The 19669-nt window shown below is 70.6% G+C and carries 16 protein-coding genes; 6 read left to right on the forward strand and 10 right to left on the reverse strand.

The genetic code is table 11. The annotated features are described in order from the left end of the window. Nucleotides 1-49 precede the first annotated feature (49 nt). Together JOE59_RS12730 and JOE59_RS12735 are read left to right on the forward strand one after the other, a co-directional pair. A complete protein-coding gene (locus tag JOE59_RS12730; RefSeq protein WP_204460984.1) occupies nucleotides 50-1861 on the forward strand; it encodes an MDR family MFS transporter in 1812 nt (603 codons plus the stop codon). Nucleotide 1862: 1 nt separating this feature from the next. Further along, on the forward strand, nucleotides 1863-2315 hold the full coding sequence (locus JOE59_RS12735; RefSeq protein WP_204460985.1) for a MarR family winged helix-turn-helix transcriptional regulator: 453 nt from the start codon (nucleotides 1863-1865) through the stop codon (nucleotides 2313-2315). Between the two features lie 109 nt (nucleotides 2316-2424). On the opposite strand, the gene JOE59_RS12740 is transcribed toward JOE59_RS12735, so the two are convergent. The 6 genes from JOE59_RS12740 to JOE59_RS12765 form a co-directional block, all read right to left on the reverse strand. Beyond that, the gene (locus tag JOE59_RS12740) at nucleotides 2425-4272 is read right to left on the reverse strand and encodes a Xaa-Pro dipeptidyl-peptidase (protein WP_204460986.1); all 1848 of its coding nucleotides are present in this window, start codon (nucleotides 4270-4272) and stop codon (nucleotides 2425-2427) included. 168 nt (nucleotides 4273-4440) lie between these two features. Next, nucleotides 4441-5655: a PucR family transcriptional regulator gene (locus tag JOE59_RS12745; RefSeq protein WP_204460987.1), complete on the reverse strand. Its 1215-nt coding sequence runs from the start codon at nucleotides 5653-5655 to the stop codon at nucleotides 4441-4443. Nucleotides 5656-5723: 68 nt separating this feature from the next. Next, nucleotides 5724-6326, reverse strand: coding sequence for a TetR/AcrR family transcriptional regulator (locus JOE59_RS12750; RefSeq protein ID WP_307837063.1), 603 nt, complete (start codon nucleotides 6324-6326; stop codon nucleotides 5724-5726). A 99-nt stretch (nucleotides 6327-6425) separates the two neighbouring features. Then, on the reverse strand, nucleotides 6426-7337 hold the full coding sequence (locus JOE59_RS12755) for a sugar phosphate isomerase/epimerase family protein (protein WP_204460990.1): 912 nt from the start codon (nucleotides 7335-7337) through the stop codon (nucleotides 6426-6428). Between the two features lie 388 nt (nucleotides 7338-7725). Further along, the gene (locus JOE59_RS12760; RefSeq protein WP_239560244.1) at nucleotides 7726-9300 is read right to left on the reverse strand and encodes a sensor histidine kinase; all 1575 of its coding nucleotides are present in this window, start codon (nucleotides 9298-9300) and stop codon (nucleotides 7726-7728) included. Continuing rightward, nucleotides 9297-10046: a response regulator transcription factor gene (locus JOE59_RS12765; protein ID WP_204460992.1), complete on the reverse strand. Its 750-nt coding sequence runs from the start codon at nucleotides 10044-10046 to the stop codon at nucleotides 9297-9299. Before JOE59_RS12765 ends, JOE59_RS12760 begins: the two co-directional genes overlap by 4 nt. A gap of 180 nt (nucleotides 10047-10226) precedes the next feature. Between JOE59_RS12765 and JOE59_RS12770 the strand changes: the two genes are divergently transcribed. Together JOE59_RS12770 and JOE59_RS12775 are read left to right on the forward strand one after the other, a co-directional pair. Next, entirely contained in the window at nucleotides 10227-11729 is a 1503-nt protein-coding gene (locus JOE59_RS12770; RefSeq protein WP_204460993.1) for an ABC transporter permease, read from the forward strand. Nucleotides 11730-11757: 28 nt separating this feature from the next. Next, nucleotides 11758-12426, forward strand: a complete 669-nt coding sequence (locus JOE59_RS12775) for an ABC transporter ATP-binding protein (protein WP_204460994.1) — start codon at nucleotides 11758-11760, stop codon at nucleotides 12424-12426. A gap of 86 nt (nucleotides 12427-12512) precedes the next feature. On the opposite strand, the gene JOE59_RS12780 is transcribed toward JOE59_RS12775, so the two are convergent. Then, nucleotides 12513-15524, reverse strand: coding sequence for a glycosyl hydrolase (locus tag JOE59_RS12780; protein ID WP_204460995.1), 3012 nt, complete (start codon nucleotides 15522-15524; stop codon nucleotides 12513-12515). A 209-nt stretch (nucleotides 15525-15733) separates the two neighbouring features. On the opposite strand from JOE59_RS12780, the gene JOE59_RS12785 reads away from it, so the two are divergent. Together JOE59_RS12785 and JOE59_RS12790 are read left to right on the forward strand one after the other, a co-directional pair. Beyond that, entirely contained in the window at nucleotides 15734-16432 is a 699-nt protein-coding gene (locus tag JOE59_RS12785; RefSeq protein ID WP_204460996.1) for an amidase domain-containing protein, read from the forward strand. A gap of 39 nt (nucleotides 16433-16471) precedes the next feature. Beyond that, nucleotides 16472-17212, forward strand: coding sequence for an amidase domain-containing protein (locus JOE59_RS12790; protein WP_204460997.1), 741 nt, complete (start codon nucleotides 16472-16474; stop codon nucleotides 17210-17212). Here the strand turns inward: JOE59_RS12790 and JOE59_RS12795 are convergent. The 3 genes from JOE59_RS12795 to JOE59_RS12805 are packed head-to-tail and all read right to left on the reverse strand — an operon-like array spanning nucleotide 17191 to nucleotide 19642. Further along, nucleotides 17191-17676 carry a DUF1294 domain-containing protein gene (locus JOE59_RS12795; protein ID WP_204460999.1) on the reverse strand — a complete coding sequence of 162 codons (486 nt, stop codon included), beginning with the start codon at nucleotides 17674-17676 and terminating at the stop codon, nucleotides 17191-17193. The two genes, JOE59_RS12790 and JOE59_RS12795, sit on opposite strands and share 22 nt — an antisense overlap. A 50-nt stretch (nucleotides 17677-17726) precedes the next feature. Further along, complete coding sequence (locus tag JOE59_RS12800; RefSeq protein WP_204461000.1) at nucleotides 17727-18776, reverse strand: sugar phosphate isomerase/epimerase family protein; 1050 nt, start codon at nucleotides 18774-18776, stop codon at nucleotides 17727-17729. Further along, nucleotides 18773-19642, reverse strand: a complete 870-nt coding sequence (locus tag JOE59_RS12805) for a sugar phosphate isomerase/epimerase family protein (RefSeq protein WP_204461001.1) — start codon at nucleotides 19640-19642, stop codon at nucleotides 18773-18775. The genes JOE59_RS12800 and JOE59_RS12805 overlap by 4 nt, the downstream gene beginning before the upstream one ends. Nucleotides 19643-19669 lie beyond the last annotated feature (27 nt).

Below are 19669 nucleotides of genomic sequence, written 5' to 3' on the forward strand. Positions count from 1 at the left end.
GCCGTTTCGCCATGTCGGGAATAGTTGACCGAAGTCCAAAGTTGACTCAATGCAACCAATTATATATAGTTGTCGAATATCAACTTGTAGAGACTTAAGGAACCACGTGACTTCTGTGGCAGACAAGCCCGCGACCGGCTCAGTTCCGGCCGCGCCGGCGCAACGCACCCCCCGCGAGGTGATCATCGCCATCTCCGGCCTCGTCGTGGCGATGTTCGTCGCCGTCATCTCCGGCACGGTCGTCTCGACCTCGATGCCACTCATCATCGCCGACCTCGGCGGCGACCAGACCGCCTACACCTGGGTCATCACCGCGAGCCTGCTCGCCATGGCCGTCTCGACCCCGATCTGGGGCAAGCTCGCCGACCTCGTGAACCGCAAGGCGCTGCTCATGACGGCGATCGGGCTGTTCGTCGTGGGCACCGCGATCGCCGGCTTCGCCCAGGACACCACGACCCTCATCGCCGTGCGCGTGATCCAGGGCCTCGGCGCGGGCGGCCTCATGTCGCTCGTCATGATCCTCATCGCCGTCATCATCTCGCCGCGCGAACGCGGCAAGTACATGGGCTTCGTCGGCGGCATCATGGCCGTCGCGACCATCGGCGGCCCGCTGCTCGGCGGCGTCATCACCGACGCCTGGGGCTGGCGCGCCAACTTCTTCCTGCCGGTCCCGCTCGCGATCATCGCGCTCATCGTCATCTCGCGCACGCTGCACCTGCCGCCCATGCCGAAGCGCGCCGTCAAGATCGACTACCTCGGCATCGCGCTGCTCTCGATCGGCGTCTCGCTGCTGCTCATCTGGGTCTCGCTCGGCGGGAGCCAGTTCGAGTGGGACTCGATGACGAGCTTCGTCACGATCGGCATCTCGGCCGCGGCCATCGTCGGCTTCATCATCACCGAGTTCTTCGTGCCCGAGCCGATCGTGCCGATGACGCTCTTCAAGAACCGCACCTTCACGCTCTCGGTCGTCGCCTCGGTCTCGATCGGCGTCGCGATGTTCGCGACGAGCGTCTTCCTCGCGCAGTACTTCCAACTCGCACGTGGCGCGACCCCGACCGAGTCGGGTCTCATGACGATCCCCATGATCGTCGGCCAGATGGGCGCCTCGATCCTCATCGGTGCACTCATCAGCAAGTTCGGCAAGTGGAAGCGCTTCATGCTCGTCGGGTCGCTGCTCGTCGTCGTCGGCAGCTACCTCATGACCACGCTCAGTTACGACACCGACTACTTCTGGGTCAGCGTCTACATGGTCGTGCTCGGCGCCGGCCTCGGCATGGTCATGCAGAACCTCACGCTCGTCGTGCAGAACGACACTCCCGCTTCGCAGCTGGGCGCCGCGAGCTCGAACGTGAACTTCTTCCGCACGATCGCGGGCACCATCGGCGTGACCATCATGGGCTCGATGCTGGCCACGCAGGTCACCACGCACATCACGTCGGGCCTGAAGGGCTACACGCCCACTTCGCCCGAAGACGTCGAGGCGCTGAAGGGCCTCGCCGGCGGCGGCATCCCCCACGTCTCCGAGCTGCCCGACGGCATCCGCGTCATCATCGAGAACGCCTACGGCAACGGCATCGCCGACGTCTTCTGGATCGCCGTGCCGCTCGCGGTGCTGAGCGTGATCGCCATCGCCTTCCTGCCGAACAAGGCGCTCTCGACGAAGACCTCGGCCGAGCAGTTGAAGGAGGAGCTCGAGCAGGTCGCGATCGACCTGGCCGAAGCCGAGATCGGTGCACCGGTCACCTCGTCGATCCAGCTGGTCGAAGCGGATGCCGCGGCCGAGCGCACGACGAAGACGACCACGCGTTCGCGCGGCGTCGACGAAGCGAGCAACGCCGCTTCCACAGGCGGCGACCGATAACATGACGATCGTGACCGAGGCATCCGCAGCCGTCGACGAGGCAATCGCCGAAGTCGAAGTACAGATGAGCCTGCTCTTCAACCGGGCCCGCCTCATCTGGAAGGAGGCGGCGCAGAAGGTCCATCCCGACCTGCAGCCCGCGGCCTACAAGCTGCTGTCGACGATCGTGCGGCTCGGCTCGGCCAACGCCCACGTGCTCGCGGAGATGTTCGAGATGGACAAGTCCGTGGTGAGCCGCCAGGTGCGCACGCTCGAGGAGTTCGGACTCGTCGAGACCCGAGCCGACGAGCGCGACGGGCGCGTGCGCGTGCTCGTCGCGACGCCGGTCGCCGAAGAGCGGCTGCGCGAGGTGCGCGAGGGCAACCAGCAGCGGCTCCGCGACGTGCTGCGCGATCACCCCGAGGCGGAGCTGCGCGGCTTCGCCGAGCTGCTTCGGAGCCTCGCCGAGGCCTGAATCCGGTCGCCGATCACCAGAGAAGGCCCGCACCCCTCGGGGTGCGGGCCTTCGTCGCATTCGCAGCGGCTCCCCGTCCGCTTGCGCCGCGATTCCGAGCTGTACCGAGCTAACCGGCCGCGCGGAGCGACGCCTGCAGCGCCTCCATTCCGCCGACGAGCGGCAGGTGCACCGTCGATGCCGACGGCTGGAGCGTGAGCTCGGTTCCCGGTGCCGGACGCACGGTGTACTCGAAGTCCGACGACATGATCACGACGCCGATCCGCGATCCGGCCGAGAACACGTAGTCCTTCGGTTCGAAGCCGAACTCGTAGCCGTACGCGGTGCCCGGCGTGATCGGCTCGGTCACGGCCGACGAGCTGCGGTTCTCGACGTCGGTCCAGCCTCGCGTGATGATCTTCGGAGCGCCGGTCGCCGGGTACTCCACGAGCAGCGCCGTGAGGTTGGCCTTGGTACGGTCGACCGACAGCTTCAACGACACCGACGGCGTGCCCGAGAGGCGCACGGGCTCGCCGAGCACCCCGGTGCGGTACGCGAGCCGGTTCGGAGAGGTCTCCGCCGCGGCCAGGGCGGTCGCGCGGATGCTCGCATCGTCGATCAGGTTCTCGGTCGCGCGGGAGCCGTCGCGCGAGACCGCGAGGCCGCCGACCCCGTCGGCAGCGGCGGCAGGGCTGAACTTCAGCTTGACCTGCTCCATGGCGGGGTCGGGCCACTCCGGGTACTCGGTGAGCGTGCGGTCCTCGCGGACGATGTAGGCCTTCGGCAGCTGCTCGACACCATTCTCGACGTCGTAGAGGTAGCGCGTGAACCAACGGTTGAGCAGCGTGTCGTTCGGGTTGCCGCCGTGACCGCCCTGGTGGAGGTAGATCTGGTGCGGCACGCCGTTCGCCTTCAGCGCCTCATAGAGGTCGGAGGCGTTCTTCGTCATGACGTTCCAGTCGTTCAGCCCGTGCGCGACGAGCGTGGCGGCCGTGATCTTCTCGGCATCGGCGAGGTAGTCGCGCTCATCCCAGAACGGGCTCGAGTCGCCGGTCGCGCGGTCCTGGTTCGCGCGGAGGTCGTCGATGACCGGCTGGCAGATCTCCTGGTCGAACCGCGTGTACACGTAGTCGGCCAGTACATCGAGGTCTTCACCCTGGTAGCCTCCCGGCGCTCGCACCGCGCCGTCGGAGCGGTAGTAGTTGTACCAGCTCGAGATCGCCGACACCGGCACGATCGCCTCGAGGCCCTCGACACCCGTGCTCGCCACGCCGATCGGCAGCGTGCCGTTGTACGACGTGCCGATCATGCCGACCCGGCCGGTCGTCCAGTCCGCCGAGACCTCGGTCGCTCGGTCGGTGCCCGTGTACGCGGTCGCCCGGCCGTTCAGCCAGTCGATCACGGCCTTGCCGGCGAGCGACTCGTTCAGGCCCCCCGACGTCGGGCAGCCCTCGGACCAACCGCTGCCGAGGCCCTCGGCGTGCACGACGGCGAATCCGCGCGGCACCCAGGTGTTCTCGAGGGATCCCGAGATGCGCGGGCTCGTGCGATTCGTCGGCGTGAACGCCGGCCACGGCTCCTTCTCGGTCGGCGGGGCGCCGATCTCGTGGTCGACTCCCCAGTTGGTGACCTCGGTGCCGCCGGCGTAGTACGGGCTCATCTCCATGAGCACCGGCACCTTCAGGCCGGAGGCGGTCTCGGGCACGCGCGTCACGTCGATGTGGACGAGGTCGGGCTTGCCGTCGCGGTCCGAATCGACCTCGCTCTCGACCCACGCCTCCTCGTTGATCCACTCGGACGCCACCTTCGTGAAGACCGCTTGCGAGAGGCCGTCCTGGAAGGTCGGCTCGGCGGGCATCGGTGCCGCGTACGCGGGGGTCGCCGCGATGACGAGGCCGCCGGCGAGGACCGACGTCAGGGCGACGGCGACGACACGACTGCGCCGTCGACGATCTGCGTGTAGGGCCGCTGAGGTCATGTGGAGCTCCTTCGATCGAGATCGGGGCCGGTCGGCTCGCCGCTGCGTGCGGACGGAGCGAGGACCCGCTGGCTCACAGGCTAGGCACAGCGAGGGCACGGGTCACGCGTCAGATGTCGCGGCAAGGAGACGGGGTGATCGACAGATGTCGATGCCGACGACGATCGATCAGCCGGCCGCGGGATCGCCGTCGCCCGTCGCCTCGACCGCACGCAGCAGGAGCGAGATGTGCACCCCGAGACGATCGAGGCCATCGTCGAGGTCGATGCCGAGGATCCGCTGCGCGCGATTCAGCCGGTTGTAGAGAGAGGTGCGGTGCACACCCAGACGCGCCGCCGCGGTCTGCACGTGGCCGGCGGCCGCGAGATACGACGCGAGCGTCTCGATGAGCACGTCGCCGTCGCGTTCCGCCGCCAGTCGCTCCAGGCCGGGCTGGAAGTCGCCGGACCGCAAGCCCGCGGCCGCCGCCGAGTCCAACCCGCGGTACACGCCGAGGCGATCCCAGTGCAGCACGCGCGGCGCGAGCCGGAACGAGGCGGCGATGCCGAGCGCGCGGCGAGCCTCCCGATAGCTCTCGCGCGCCGCGACGACGGATGCCTCGCCGCCGACCGCGACGCGAGGTGCGCCGGTGCTCGCGCCGAACGCCTCGGCCGCCGACTCGGCGACGACGCCCGCGATGCGGTCGGTGTCCGCGAAGCGACCGGTCGCCGAGGGCACGACGACGACCGCGTGGTCTCGCCTCGCGAACGCCAGCACGCCCCGACCGCCGAGGGCCTGACGTGCGCGGCGCGCGGCGCGCTCGAGCGACTCCGCGGCAGGCCCCCGTCCCGACGCGGGCGCACCGGGGCTCAGCACGTAGGCGCGCAGCAGTCCGCTCTCGAACCGGCCGGACTCGACCAGCTCCGCGGCGGCGGCGCGCCGCACCTCGGCACGACCGAGCATCAGCTCTCGGGCCAACTCGTCTTCGCGTGCGGACTCCCCCTCGAGCGACATCCGAACGCGCGCCCATTCCTCGGCGACCAGTTCGGCTGAGGCGCTGGCGCGTGCGAGATCGAGCGGCCTCGCGTGCTCGGCGGGCTCGATGAACCAGAGGTGACCGAACACGATGCCCGATCGGCCGATCGGCACGCAGACGCGCGGCAGCATTCCGAGCTCGGGATTGCCGGGGACGCGCACCGCGGATGTCGCGGCGTAGACGCCGAGACGGCTGAGCCAGCTGTGGACGGCCGGATCCGCGCGGTGCTCGAGGATCGAGCGACGACGGACCTCGTCGATCTCGTCGGGATGCGGGCTGTAGGCGACGACGGAGCGCCGATGATCCTCGACCAGCGCCGGGCGCCCGAGCTCGGCGGCGACTCGGGTGATCGTCTGCTGCAGGCTCATGGGCGTCTCGGGTCACGGCTCGTGCGAGTGGGGCGCCACCAGCTTAAGCCGCCGAGGTCATGAGCTGATCAGACCGGCGCAGGCACCCGCTCGCCCATCAGCGACATGAGCCGCCTGCAGGTGCGCTGCTCGTTCTCGGGAAGGCACGCCTGCGGCCGGAACAGGGCGATCTGCTTGATGCCCTCCATCGAGGCGAGCAGGAGGTCGACCGCGCGATCGACGTCGTCGCACCGAAGCTCTCCCGCACCGACCGCTCGGTGCGTGAGGCCGAGGAAGAACCGCTCGGTCTCGTCGAGGAATCCCGTCCAGCTCGCGCGAACGTCGGCGTCGTACAGCGACATCGCGACGATCTCGGTCGTGAACACCCGGTTGGCGTCGTCGAGCAGGCAACTCCGGACGGAGAACGCGACGGCGGCCTCGAGCTGGTCGCCGATGCGCTCGTGCACCTCGGTGGCCGCCGCGATCTGGGTGCGCCACACGCCGTAGTAGAGGTTGCACGCCGCGAGGATGACCTCTTTCTTCGAGGCGTAGTGCCAGTAGAGGCTCCCCTTCGTGACCCCCGCGCCGGCCGCGATCTCGTCCATGTTGACGCCGGCGATGCCGCGCGTCGAGAACAACGCGAACGCTGCTGCGGCGAGTTCGTCGGGTTTCGCCGAGCTGATGGTGGCCACGTCGCTATCGTAACACTCCACCATACCGGCCGGTATTGACCGTCGTCGGCTCCGGCCGAGCAGCCCTCGACCTCGAGGCGTTCGGCCGGAGCCGGCCGATCATGCGCCGGCGGGAACGCGTACGAAGCTCGGGACGCGCTCGGTGAAGCCCGCCTCTGCGATCTCCTGTCGCAGCCATCGCACCGAATCGGCGAGCATCGGGCCGCCCTGGCCCTCGCACTCGATGTTCAGCACGCCGTCGAACCCGTGGGCACTGAGGCGCCGCAGGATCGCGCGGATGTTGTCGGCATTGACGCCGTCGCCCGCGGCGACGTGGCTGATCGCGATGCCGGTCGCACCGCCGCGCGCCGCCTCGGCGAGCGACGCCGAGACATCCTTGATGTGCACGTGGGCGATGCGGTCGATGAACCGGTCCGCGAAGGCGACCGGGTCGTTGCCGGCGATGAACGTGTTGCCCGTGTCGAGGTTGAGGCGCAACCACGGCGTCTCACCGCAGAAGTCGAGCATCTCGGCGAGGAACTCGGGTCGGGTCGTGAAGTAGCCGTGCGTCTCGATCGTCACGACCACCTCGTGCGCCTCGGCGACCCGCACGATCTCGGTGTAGCTGCGCTTCATCTGATCGAGCGCCTCGCGATCGCTCAGGCCCTCGGGCTTGTAGAGCCCGTCGGTGGTCGCCACTCGCGGGCAGCCCGCCTGCGCCGCCCAGGCGATCGCCCGCTGCACGTAGGGCACGCCGATCGACGGGCCGTCGAGCCCTGACAACGGGTAGGCCGCGTCGATCTGGGAGAACTCGACACCGTAGCCCTCCATCTTGCGGCGGAGGAGCACGGGGTCCTCGAGGAACGACACGTGCGGGAAGTAGCCGAGGCCCTGGATCCAGCAGGCGCCGTCGATCGTTCCCGGCTCGATGTAGTGCACATCGTGCTCCTGCGCCCACGCGAGCGCCTGCTCGAACGACTTGTGGCTCGAATTGAATGCATCGGTGTGGAAGCCGATTCCGATCTCTGGCATGGGAACCTCTCTCGTTCGGTTCCGGCCGCCGATCGCACCGAGCAGACGGCCGGTATGGAGTATCGCAACGGATGACCGCCGTCATTGTGCGGCCATCGTCCCAGCACCATACTCGCGAGTATTGACGTGTTGGTGATGTTGACCCTAGCATGCAGCGTGTCGGCTTATGTCAGCGAAATGACGGAAGTTGCCCATTCAACGCTGAAAGGCGGGGAGCACCTCGTCGATCGGGCCTGCGAGGCCGGTCGGCGCTCGCCCGGCCGATCGCCGCCGCGGCGTCACCGGGACTGGCGCTCGCCCTCACACCCACGCCCCGCTCGCCTCGGAGTCCGACGACGGCACCGGCAAGCCGAAGGGCGATGGCCGACCCGGGCGATCGCCGCGTGCGTCAGTCGCCCTGCGCGCCGGTCTCCGCCGGCAGCCGCACGGTGAATCGGGTGCGACCGGGCTCGCTCGCCACGTCGACCGTGCCGCCGTGGGCGAGCGTCACCCCTCGCACGATCGCGAGCCCGAGACCGGTGCTGCCTGCGATGCGCGACCGCGACGAGTCGCCTCTCGCGAAGCGCTCGAACAGCGAGTCCGCGAGCGCCGGCGGAATGCCGGGACCGTCGTCTTCGACCGTCAGCACGATGTCGTCGCCGTCGTGTTCGAGCGAGGCCACGACCGCGGTGCCGTCGGGCGTGTGCACCCGGGCGTTCGCGAGCAGGTTCGTCACGACCTGCCGCAGGCGCGGCTCATCGCCGACGACGACGGCCGGGGCATCCGGAAGTCGCACCTCCCAGTCGTGCCCGGGACCGGCCGCCTGCGCGTCGCCGATCGCCTCGACGACGACTCTGCCGAGGTCGACCGGCAGCGCCCCGAGTTCGCGCCCCTCGTCGAGCCGCGCGAGCAGCAGCAGGTCTTCGACGAGCTCGGTCATGCGCACCGACTCCGACTCGATGCGCCCGATCGCGTGCACGACATCTGGCGGCAGCTCGCCGCCGTGCAACCGGGTGAGTTCGGCGTAGCCGCGGATCGAGGCGAGCGGGGTGCGCAGCTCGTGCGAGGCGTCGGCGACGAAGCGGCGCACCTTCTGCTCGCTCTGCTCACGCGCAGAGAGAGCGGATGCCACGTGGCCGAGCATGCGGTTGAAGGCGCCGCCGAGGCGGCCGACCTCGGTGCGTTCGTCGTCGACGGGAACGCGTTCGGCGAGCGCGACGTCGCCGCGATCGAGGGGCAGTTCGGAGACGTGCTGGGCGGTCTCGGTCATGCGCGACAGGGGGGCCAGGGCGCGCCGGACGATGAGCGAGCCGAATCCGAGCGCCAGCACGAGACCTGCGAGCGCGACGACCGCGATCGTCACGCCGAGTTCCCGCGCGGAGGCGTTCACCTCGGCGAGCGGCAGGGCGATCACGACCCGGGTCTCGGGGGCGATGTCCTTGCGTTCCGAGAGGGCACGGAACTCGCCGAGAGCACGCCCCATGTCGATCGTGTGTGGCTGCCCGTCATCGGGGACGGCGGCGAGCGTCGCCGTCGCGTCCGGCGGCAGCTTCAAGATGCCCTGCGCGTCCTCCGCGATGTAGGCGGCATCGGCCTGGCCCGTGTCGGGAACCACTGCGGCGAGCGTGCCGGCGGACTGGCCGGCGACGTCGAGGAGCGGGGTGGCGGCCTCACCGCTGCCGGGGAACGGCATGGGCCCCTGGAGGTTCAATTCGGCCCGGTCCATCGCCGAACGCAGGTCGGCATCGACCGCGGCCATCGACGAGGTGTGGAAGATGCTCACGCTGACGACGCCGACCACCATGCTGACCGCGGCGAGGAGTCCGGCGAGCACGAGGAGCAGGCGTCGCTGCAGGGTCCACTCGCGTCGACGCGGGACGTCGGTCGCCGCGGGCAGCTCGGGAGCGTCCTGCTGCGTCGGCGTCGCCGCCGTGGCGGTCGCCCGGGCCGACGCCGCGTAGCCGGGATCGCCCGGCCGCGTCATCCGGCGGCCTTCAGCATGTAGCCGGCGCCGCGCACGGTGTGGATCATCGGCTCGCGGCCCGCGTCGATCTTCTTGCGCAGGTACGAGATGTAGAGCTCGACGACCGACTCCTTGCCGCCGAAGTCGTAGCTCCAGACGCGGTCGAGGATCTGCGCCTTCGAGAGCACGCGGCGGGGGTTGCGCATGAGGAAGCGCAGCAGCTCGAACTCGGTGGCGGTCAGCTCGATCGGCGTGCCGTCGCGGAAGACCTCGTACGAGTCCTCGTCGAGGGTCAGGTCGCCGACGACGAGCACCGGGTCCTTCGCCTGGGCGAGCGTGAGGGTCGAGCGCCGGATGAGTCCGCGCAGGCGTGCAACGACCTCCTCGAGGCTGAACGGCTTCGTGACGTAGTCGTCGCCGCCTGCGGTGAGACCTGCGATGCGGTCGTCGAGCGAGTCCTTCGCGGTGAGGAAGAGCACGGGCGTCTCGGTGCCGTCGGCCCGCACGCGCTGCAGCACCTCGAGGCCGTCGATGTCGGGCAGCATGATGTCGAGCACGATCGCGTCGGGTCGGAACTCGCGGGCGACCTTCACCGCGGTCTGCCCGTCGCCCGCGGTGCGCACGTCCCATCCCTCGTACTTCAGCGCCATCTTGAGCAGCTCGGTGAGCGAGTGCTCGTCGTCGACCACGAGCACGCGCACCATCGAGCCGTCGGGCTTGGCGATGGCGGGGGCTCGGTGCGGGGTCGCTGCGGCGTTCGTGCTCATGACTCCAGTATCCGCGCCGAGCTATGCGTTTCCTATGACTTGCGTGAGCGGATGCTGCGTGGCCGACGTGGAAGGGCCGCACATCGGCTGCGCACAGGCCAGCCATCGGGCTCCCACAGGCCGCGCCCCTACCGTCTCGATCGGCGCTCGCTCCGAACGCCCCCTACCCCAAGGATCGACATGTTCTTCACCTACCTCCGGCGCGAACTCGCCGGGCGCCGCAGGCAGACCGCGATCATCGCGATCGGCATGGCGCTCGCGATCGCGCTCGTCATGATCGTGAACTCGGTCTCCGCCGGCGTGCGCGACGCCCAGGCCTCCGTGCTCGAGTCCGTCTACGGCGTCGGCACCGACCTCACGGTGTCGCAGAGCCCGACCCCGCCAGCGGAGGGCGAGGCCGGCGGTCCGCGGTTCGAGTTCGGTGCCGACGCGGGCACCACGACCGACGGGTCGACCGAGATCAGCCAGTCGCGGCTCTCGGCCGGGTTCGGCTCGAGCACCTTCGACGAGGCTGCCCTGGCGTCGGTCGAGGAACTCGACGGCGTCGCCGCGGCGTCCGCCACCCTCTCGCTCACGAACACGACGTTCGACGGCGAGCTGCCCGATTTCGCGCAGACGGCGGAGGGCACCGAGCAGATGCCCGCCGACGGCGAGCAGCCCGCGGCACCGCCGCAGGGCGGCTTCGACGGCGCCGGCGGCAGCGCCTTCGACGTCGACAGCTTCACGGTGCTCGGCCTCGACCCGGCTTCGGCCGCCGTCGGGCCCCTCTCGGCGGTCGAGCTGGCCGACGGGCGCGGGCTCGAGGCATCCGACACCGGCGAGCCGGTCGCCGTGCTCGACGCCAGCTACGCCACGAGCGCCGAGCTCGCCGTGAGCGACACGATCGACGTCGGGGGTACGGAGTTCGAGGTCGTCGGCACCGTCTCGTCGACCTCCGCCGACGCCGCGACCGCCGCGAACGTCTACATCCCGCTCGACCTCGCCCAGTCGATCTCGGGCGAGGAGGGCATGATCTCGAGCATCTCGGTGCAGGCGGAGTCCGCCGACGGCATCGACGCCCTGCAGGCCGAGATCGAGGAGGCGCTGCCGGATGCCACGGTGTCGACGCAGTCCGACCTCGCCGCCTCCGTCTCGGGCTCGCTGGCGAGCGCGTCGAGCCTCATCTCGAACCTCGGGCTCTGGGTCTCGCTCGCGGTGCTCGTCGCCGCCTTCCTCATCGCCATCCTCTTCACGATCCAGGGCGTGACCCGCCGCACCCGCGAGTTCGGAACGCTGAAGGCGATCGGCTGGCCGAACGGCCGCATCGTCGGCCAGGTCGCCGGCGAGTCGCTCGTGCAGGGTCTCATCGGCGGTGCGGCCGGGCTCGTGCTCGGCCTCGCGGGCATCTGGGTGGTCAACCTCATCGCCCCGACGATCGGCGGCAGCTCGGGTTCCGAAGTGGTCGCCGGCGGCCCCGGCGGCCGCGAGATGGTCATGCAGGCCGGCGGCCCGGACGGCGGCTTCGGCGGAGCGATGCCGTCGGCCGCGTCATCCGCCGAGGTCGTGCTGCACGCCCCCGTGACCGTCAGCGTCATCGTGATCGCCATCGGACTCGCGATCGCCGGCGGCCTCGTCGCCGGCGCGTTCGGCGGATGGCGCGCCGCGAGGCTCCGCCCGGCCGAAGCCCTCCGCAGCGTCGCCTGACGCCCGCCATCCCACGAAAGGAACCACCATGTACACGCTCGAACACGTGTCGAAGACCTATGCGCAGTCGAAGCGCCGCATCACCGCACTGCAGGACGTCTCCCTGTCGATCCCGAAGGGGCAGCTCGTCGCGATCCAGGGGCCGACCGGGGGCGGCAAGTCGACACTCCTGCAGATGCTCGGCGCACTCGACCGACCGAGCACCGGCCGTGTCGCGCTCGGCGAGGCCGAGCTCTCGCACCTGCCGGATCGGAAGCTCGCCGGCATCCGCGCGAAGGAGATCGGGTTCGTCTTCCAGGGCTTCAACCTGATTCCCACGCTCACCGCGCTCGAGAACGTCGAGACGGCGCTCGAGCCGCTCGGGGTGCCGGCCGACGAGCGGCGGCGCCGAGCGACCGAAGCGCTCGAGTCGGTGGGGCTCGGCGACCGCGGCGGCCATGTTCCGAGCGAGCTGTCGGGCGGTCAGCAGCAGCGCGTGGCCATCGCACGGGCGCTCGTGAAGGAGCCCGACGTGCTGCTCGCCGACGAACCGACCGGCAACCTCGACGAGCAGACCCGCGACGACATCATGGACCTGCTCGAGGGCCTCTGGCGCGACCGCGGCCTCACGCTCATCGTCGTGACGCACGACTCCGCGGTGGCCAAGCGGGCCGAACGCCGCCTGCACATCAGGGACGGCGCCGTCACCGAGCGCTGACCGGATCGGCTGAGCAGCAGAGCGGATGCCGCGACCTCTCCGGTCGCGGCATCCGCTCGCCGGTCATGTGCCGCCGGCGAACCGGGTCAGCGCACCTCCGCCACGCCGTAGGGGCGGATCACGACCGGGCCGAGCAGGCCGTAGTCGGCCCGCTTCACGACGCCGTACACCGTCGGGTTCACGACCCGCAGGCGGTTGATGAGCGTCGATGCCACCTCGACCTCGATCGTGTTGTTGCCTGGATGGGCGAACTCGCTGATGTCGACGGTCGGGTCGGTGAGGTCGCGGTCCTCGACGAGCTTGCCGTTGACCCGCACCCGGAAGGTGTCGACCACCCGTCCGAGCTCGAGGCGGATGCCGGCGCCCGACGTCTTCCAGTCGCTGCCGAGCTTGACGCGCGTCGTGTACCGCCCGATGCCCGAGGTGTCGGCGAGCCCGGGGATCGCGCTCCACGGCGCGAGGCCCGAGAGCGGAACCTCGACCACCGGCTTCGCCGTCACGGTCGGGGAGGCTCCGGGCTGCCAGTCCTCGACGCTGAGCGTCCACGAGGTGAGCTCGATCGGCGCCGGCAGCGCCTTCACCGTCGCGGTCGCCGTGCGACCGTCGGCGAAGCGCACCGAGAAGCGACCGGGGGCGTCCGTCACGAGCTCGATGCCCTGCTTGGCGGCGCGCACCGACCTCGCATCGGTCTCGACGACCTGCTCGGACGGCGCCTGCCTGCCCGCCCAGTCGCGCGGCGCCAGCACGATGACCGTCGACTGCGCCGGCTGCAGGCGCACCCGCACGGTGACGCGCGCGCCGTCGCGACGGTAGGCGACGAGCGGGCGCACCTCGCCCGACCAGGCGTCGAGCTCGTAGGGCACGCTGTCGGCGTGCTCCGCCGTGAGCACGACGTCGTGGTCGATGGGCACGAGCTTGTCCTTGGCGGGATTGTGCTTCGCGTTCACGAGGTAGTAGTAGTCGACGCCGCCGTCGACCCGTCGGATGTGCTTGAGGTTCGACGTCTCGTGGTCGACATCGGGCGCGACGCCGAGGCTCGCGAGCGCGATCGGGATGTCGGCGTTCGCCGGGGCGAGCGCGACCGAGGGCGAGTTGCGCAGTGCCGCCACGACCTCGGCGACCCGGGCGTTCTGCTCGGCCGAGCGGAAGCCGATGGCTGCCGGCTTCGACCAGTCGCCGAAGAGCACGATCGGAAGGCCCGCGTCGGCGAAGTCCAGCAGGCGCTCCGCGGTCGCGACCGTGAGGGTCGCCTCGTTGCCTCGGAACCGGTCGATGTCGACGATCACCGCCTTGTATGCGCCGCCCTCCGGAGCGAGCCGGCCGCCCGCGAGCACCGCGCCCTCGCGCTCGAGGCTCGACCCGGTGAGGAACCCGTGCGTCCAGCCGACGGGGATGCCGGAGGCGGTCGCCCACGGTGCGCCGATGCCGGTCTGCGCCCAGCCCTTCTGCCGCAGGAACACGAGGTCGTAGCGGGGGCGCCCGGCGCGGAGCACCCACTGCGTGCGAGCGAGGTACGCGGCCACGTCGGGCAGGTGAGCCCAGACCGGCATCCGCGGGCCCCAGGCCTCGGAGTAGCCCACCGAGTTGTTGTAGTACGGGCTGAAGGCCGCGAAGCCCGGCCAGCCGGCGCCCGGTGCGCTCGCGTACGGGAACCCGTGGAGCACCGACTGGTTGACCCCGCCGGCGAACATCTCGCCGTGCGTCGTCAGCACCTCGGTGATCGTCGCCGAGTACGACTTGCCGAGGTACGCCGCGGACTCGCACGAGAGGATCGTGTGCCCCGCGATGTCGCGGCCGCTCGCGAGCACCCGGTAGTCGTCGACGTTCTTCGCGCCGAGCGATTCGGTCTCGGGGATGTCGACGATGCCGGCCTGGTCGATCGAGTCCTGCTCGAGGCCGTAGGCCTGCACCCGGTACTCGAGGCCGTGCGAGTGCGCCCAGTCGCGGAAGGGCACGAGGTGGTGCTCGGAGTAGAGGTCGCTCAGCACCTGGTTGAAGTCGTCGCGCACCCGCGTCGTCACGATGTCGTCGAAGTCGTAGAGGTACTTCTCCTTCAGCTCGATGACGACCGGCAGGAACGGCGTGAGCTCGTAGCCCTGGCGCGCGCTGAACTCCTCGGGCAGGCGCCGGGTCCAGATCGTCGCCTCGGTCTCGATCTCGAGCGAGTCCTCGAAGAAGGCTCCCCCGGCCTCGGCGAGCAGCTTCGACATGCGGGCCGAGATGATCTCCGACTCCCAGAAGTCGATGACGGCCTGCGCGCCCGCCGAACTGAAGTGGTCGACCACGTACGACGTCGGGTTCGTGTGCGCGCCGCCCTCGGCGAGCTGGCCCGAGCCGCGCCGCCAGAACGCGAAGAGCACCCAGCTCGCGGTGCCGGCGGGGGCGGTCCAGTCGACCGCGCCGTCGACGACGGCATCGGTGAGGTCGACCCCGCTCGCACGCTTCAGCACGATGTTGCCCTTGGCCGGCTTCGTGACGATCTCGAAGGCCTGCACCGAGAGCAGCAGCGTTTCGGTGACCCCGTGCTCTGCGCCGATCGCCGGCGCGGGCACCGCGCCGCGGTGCGCCTGGCCGGGCGCGAGTTCGACGACGCCGTGCACGAGTTCGGTGAGTGCCGCCTCGTGCTGCGGGGTGATGGTCGGCACGGCGGCCGGCCACGACGGGCCGAGCGTGATGTCGAGACGGATGTCGCGGCGCTTCGCCTGCGCGAGGGCGGCCTCGACCGCCTCGCACCATCGGTCGCCGCCCCACGGGAAGCCGTCGACGTCGAGGTCGCCGGATGCCACGCTGTGGTGCACATCGGCGATCTCGAGCCCGCCGAAGCCGGCGTCGGCGACCTGGTCGACCTCGCGCACGATCTCGTCGACCTCGACCTGGCCGTTCGGCCACCACCAGCGGAACTTCGGCGCGACCGAGGTGGCCGGGTCGGCGAACTCGGAGATGCCGAAGGCGTTGCCCGTGCCTGCGGGGAGCACCGAGCCGACAGCGGCGCCGGCCGACTGCGGCGCAGCGTTCGCGACGAGCACTCCTGCCGCGGCCGCTGCCGAGTATCCGAGGAGCTGCCGTCTCGAGAGCGAGAGATCGTTGAAGGTTGCCATGCCTGCCCTTTCGAGCACGGCGGGCGTCGATGCACAGCGCCGTGCGGGATGTATTGAATCGATTCAGAACGATCGACGATCCTCACCCTATGCGGGCGGGCGAATCGCGGTCAACTCCATGACGCGAGGTCCGGAGCGAGCCGTCGGGCGGTCGGCGGCAGCGCGTGGCGATGGCGTTCGCACGGGTGTCGACGCCTACGGTGGATGAAATGAGCACGCCACCCGAACGCCCCGCCCGCGCGACCTACGTGCGACGGCGCCTCGTCGTCGGCGGCGCGGCGCTCGTCGTCGTCGCGCTCATCGCCTGGCTCGTCATCGCGATCGTCACGGCGATCGTCGCGGCCTCGGCTCCCACCGGCCCCGGAACGCAGGGCGGCGACGGCAGCCACCCGAACCGGGAAGCGCTCGAACTCGATCCCGAGCTGCCGGCACCCGTGCTGCGCCAGCTCGAGTACGTGCGCGACCACTGGGACGCGGACTCGAGCGAGCGCTACGGCGTGCTCGGCGTCGACGACTGCGTGAACTTCACCTCCCAGACGCTCATCGAGCGCGGCTGGCAGGTCGACGAGGAGTGGTGGTACTCCGAGGACGGCGACGCCTACGCCCACTCCCCCGCATGGCGCTCGTCGACGCTCTTCAGCGACTACCTCGCCTCGCATCCTGAACGGGCGACCCCGCTGTCCGACGCCCAGCGCGCGAAGGTGGAGCCCGGCGACATCGTGCAGTTCGACTGGGATGCCTCGGGCGACCGCGACCACACCGCCATCGTCACCGCGGTGCGCGAGGGGGGTGACGGCGAGATCGACGTCTACTACGGCGGGCACACGGATGCCACGTGGGATCGCTCGGTCGACGACCATCCGAAGCATCCCGAGACGAAGGTGTACTACTGGAGCGTCGCGGACTGATTCGGCTGATCCTCAGGCGACGCTCCTACGCTGACGCCGATGCCGAGCACCTCCAAGACCCCTGAATCCCGCCGCCGCGGCCTCGTACTCGTCGGCGTCGTCGCCGTCGTGCTCATCGCGGGCGGGGCGACCCTCGCGTGGACGGCGCAGCAGGGAGCCGGCGAGGCCGCGGCGAACGGTTCCGCCGACACGTTGGCCGGTGCAGCCGGAGCGGCAGGAGCGGCAGGAGCGCCCGGCGCGGGCCGCCCGGCTTCCGACGCCGACACGGAGGTCGCCGACTTCTCGGCCTACTCCGACGGCGTCGCCGCCCAGCTCTCGTACGCGTTCGAGCACTGGACCGACACCGAGAGCGAGACCTACGGCTACCTCGACGAGAACGACTGCGTGAACTTCACGAGCCAGACCCTGCTCGCGCGCGGCTGGATCGAGGACGACGAGTGGTGGTTCGACGAGTCGGGCGACGCCTTCAGCCACGCCGATGCCTGGATCAGCTCGACGGCCATGCGCGACTACCTCGAGACGCGCCCCGAGCGGGCCACGGCGCTCACCGACGACGAGCGTGCCGCGGTCAAGGTCGGCGACGTCGTGCAGTTCGACTGGGACGACTCGGGCGACCGCGACCACACCGGCATCGTGACCTCGGTCGAGACGGAGCTCGACGGGTCGATCACGATCCTCTACGCGGGTCACACCGACCCGACGTGGGATCGCTCGGTCGACTGGGCGATCACCGTGCTGCACCCCGGCGGCGTCGCGTACTACTGGAGCATTCCCGAGTAGTCGAGCTCGGGCATGCTCAGGCCCGCCTGCAGCAGCCCGATGAACACGGCGAGCACGAGCACGTTGATCACGACGGTGAGCCAGAACGCACGGCGGAAGCTGCGCTTGCGCGTCTTGTGGCGGAAGAGCTGCTGGGCGACGACCGCGCCCGGCCAGCCGCCGGCGAACCCCGTCATGAGCAGCGTCGACTCCGAGGTGCGCGGCCCGCCGCGCTTCGCCGCCCGCTTGTCGAGCCCGTAGGCGACGAAGGCGACGAGACTCGCCGCGGCGTACCACGCCGGGACCCACCAGGGCAGCCAGGCGGCCACGACGGCGACGGCGAGCGCAGCGGCGAACACCACCAGCACGGCCCAGCTGAGCGACGATGGCAGCGGCCGCGAGAGATCGCGGTCGGGGCGGGCCGGCCGAGCGGCCGGCCGGGCCGTCGATCGAGGGCGCGGCGGCGGGTTCGGGTCGAGACGCATACGCCGATGCTACGGCCGGCGCACGACACCCCGCCCGCCCCCGAGCGGGGCTACTGGTTCGAGAACGCCGCGTCGAACGAGGCGGTCGGCTTCGGCCAGAGCAGCGAGCGGATGAATCCGACCGCCTCCGCCGCACCGTGCAGCCGGTCCATGCCCGCGTCCTCCCATTCGACCGAGATGGGTCCGGCGTAGCCGATCGCGTCGAGCGCGCGGAACGAGTCCTCCCACGGCACGTCGCCGTGGCCGGTCGAGACGAAGTCCCAGCCGCGCCGCGGGTCGCCCCACGGCAGGTGCGAGCCGAGCACGCCGGCCCGCCCGTTCTGCGGGCGCATCCGCGTGTCCTTGCAGTCGACGTGGTAGATGCGGTCCTTGAAGTCCCAGATGAAGCCGACCGGGTCGATGTTCTGCCACATCATGTGCGACGGATCCCAGTTGAAGCCGAACGCCTCCCGGTGCCCGATCGCCTCGAGCGTGCGCACCGAGCTCCAGTAGTCGTACGCGATCTCCGACGGGTGCACCTCGTGCGCGAACCGCACGCCCTCGGCGTCGAAGACGTCGAGGATCGGGTTCCAGCGCGCCGCGAAGTCCTCGAAGCCGGCGTCGATCACCGAGGCCGGCACGGGCGGGAACATCGCGACGTAGGGCCAGATCGACGAGCCGGTGAACCCGACGACGGTGTCGACCCCGAGCGCCCGGGCGACGCGCGCCGAGCGCTTCATGTCGTCGGCGGCGCGCTGCCTGACGCCCTCGGCGTCGCCGTCACCCCACGTGTAGGGCCGCACGATCGCCTCATGGCGGAAGTCGATGGGGACGTCGCACACGGCCTGGCCGGTGAGGTGGTTCGAGATCGCGTAGACCTTCAGGCCGTGGCGGTCGAGGATCTCGCGACGCTCGTCGAGGTAGCCGGGTTCCTCTTCGGCGCGCTTCAGGTCGAGGTGGTCGCCCGAGCACGCGATCTCGAGCCCGTCGTAGCCCCACTCGGCGGCGAGGCGGGCGACCTCAGCGAACGGCAGGTCGGCCCACTGCCCCGTGAAGAGGGTGACGGGGCGGGTCGCGGGCGCCGCGGCATCCGTCTCGTTCGAGTGCTGGCGGTCGGTCATGCTCGCTCCCGTTCGTCTTGGAGGGCGGCCAGGTAGCGGATGCTCCGTGCCGCGAGTTCGTCCTGCGATGCGGCGAGGGGCCGCCACACCGATGCGGCGACGGCGATCGTGTCGTTGTCGCCCGTGAAGCTCTCGAGGCCGAGCGGACCCGAGTAGCCGACGTCGTCGAGGGCGTCGAGGAAGGCCGGCCAGTCGATGTGGTCGTCGCCCACCGCGCCGCGGTCGTTGCCGCAGACCTGCACGTAGGCGAGGTGCTCACCGGCGAGGCGGATCGCGTCGCCGACGCGCTGCTCCTCGATGTTCAGGTGGTAGCTGTCGAGGGCGAGGCCGAGGCCGGGCCCGAGCAGCGGCCCGAGCGCCTCGAGCGCCTGCTCGACGGTGTTGACGAGGCTCGTCTCGTAGCGGTTCAGTGGCTCGATCGCGAGGCGGATGCCGCTGCGCTCCGCCGCCCGCACGACCGGGCCGAGGCTGCCCTGCAGCTCGCGGTACCGGGCGGCGCGCTCCTCGGCGTCCATGCGCCAGGTGCGGCCCGTGGCGGCCGTGAACGGACCGGCGACCACGCGGGAGCCGAGCCGCTCGGCGACGCCGAGGCAGTGCACGAGGTAGTTCTGGGTGGCGACGATCTCGGATCCGGGCGCCGCGATCAGGTTGCGCCCCGGGCCCATCGCCCCGATCACCACGGGGGCGAGGCGGTGCTCGCGGAGCACGTCGGCCGCGGCATCCGGCGACCAGTCGCCCGGCGTCTCGACCGGCAGTTCGATCGCGCCGAAGCCCATGCCGGCGGCCTTGGCGGCGAGCTCGGCGAGCGAGTCGTCGTCGAGCGGCGAGGTCCAGACCCAGGTGTTGACGCCGATGATGCGGCGCATGCTGCCTCCTTGCAGTGGAGAACGTCG

This window comes from Agromyces cerinus (assembly GCF_016907835.1).
GTDB lineage: Bacteria > Actinomycetota > Actinomycetes > Actinomycetales > Microbacteriaceae > Agromyces > Agromyces nitratus.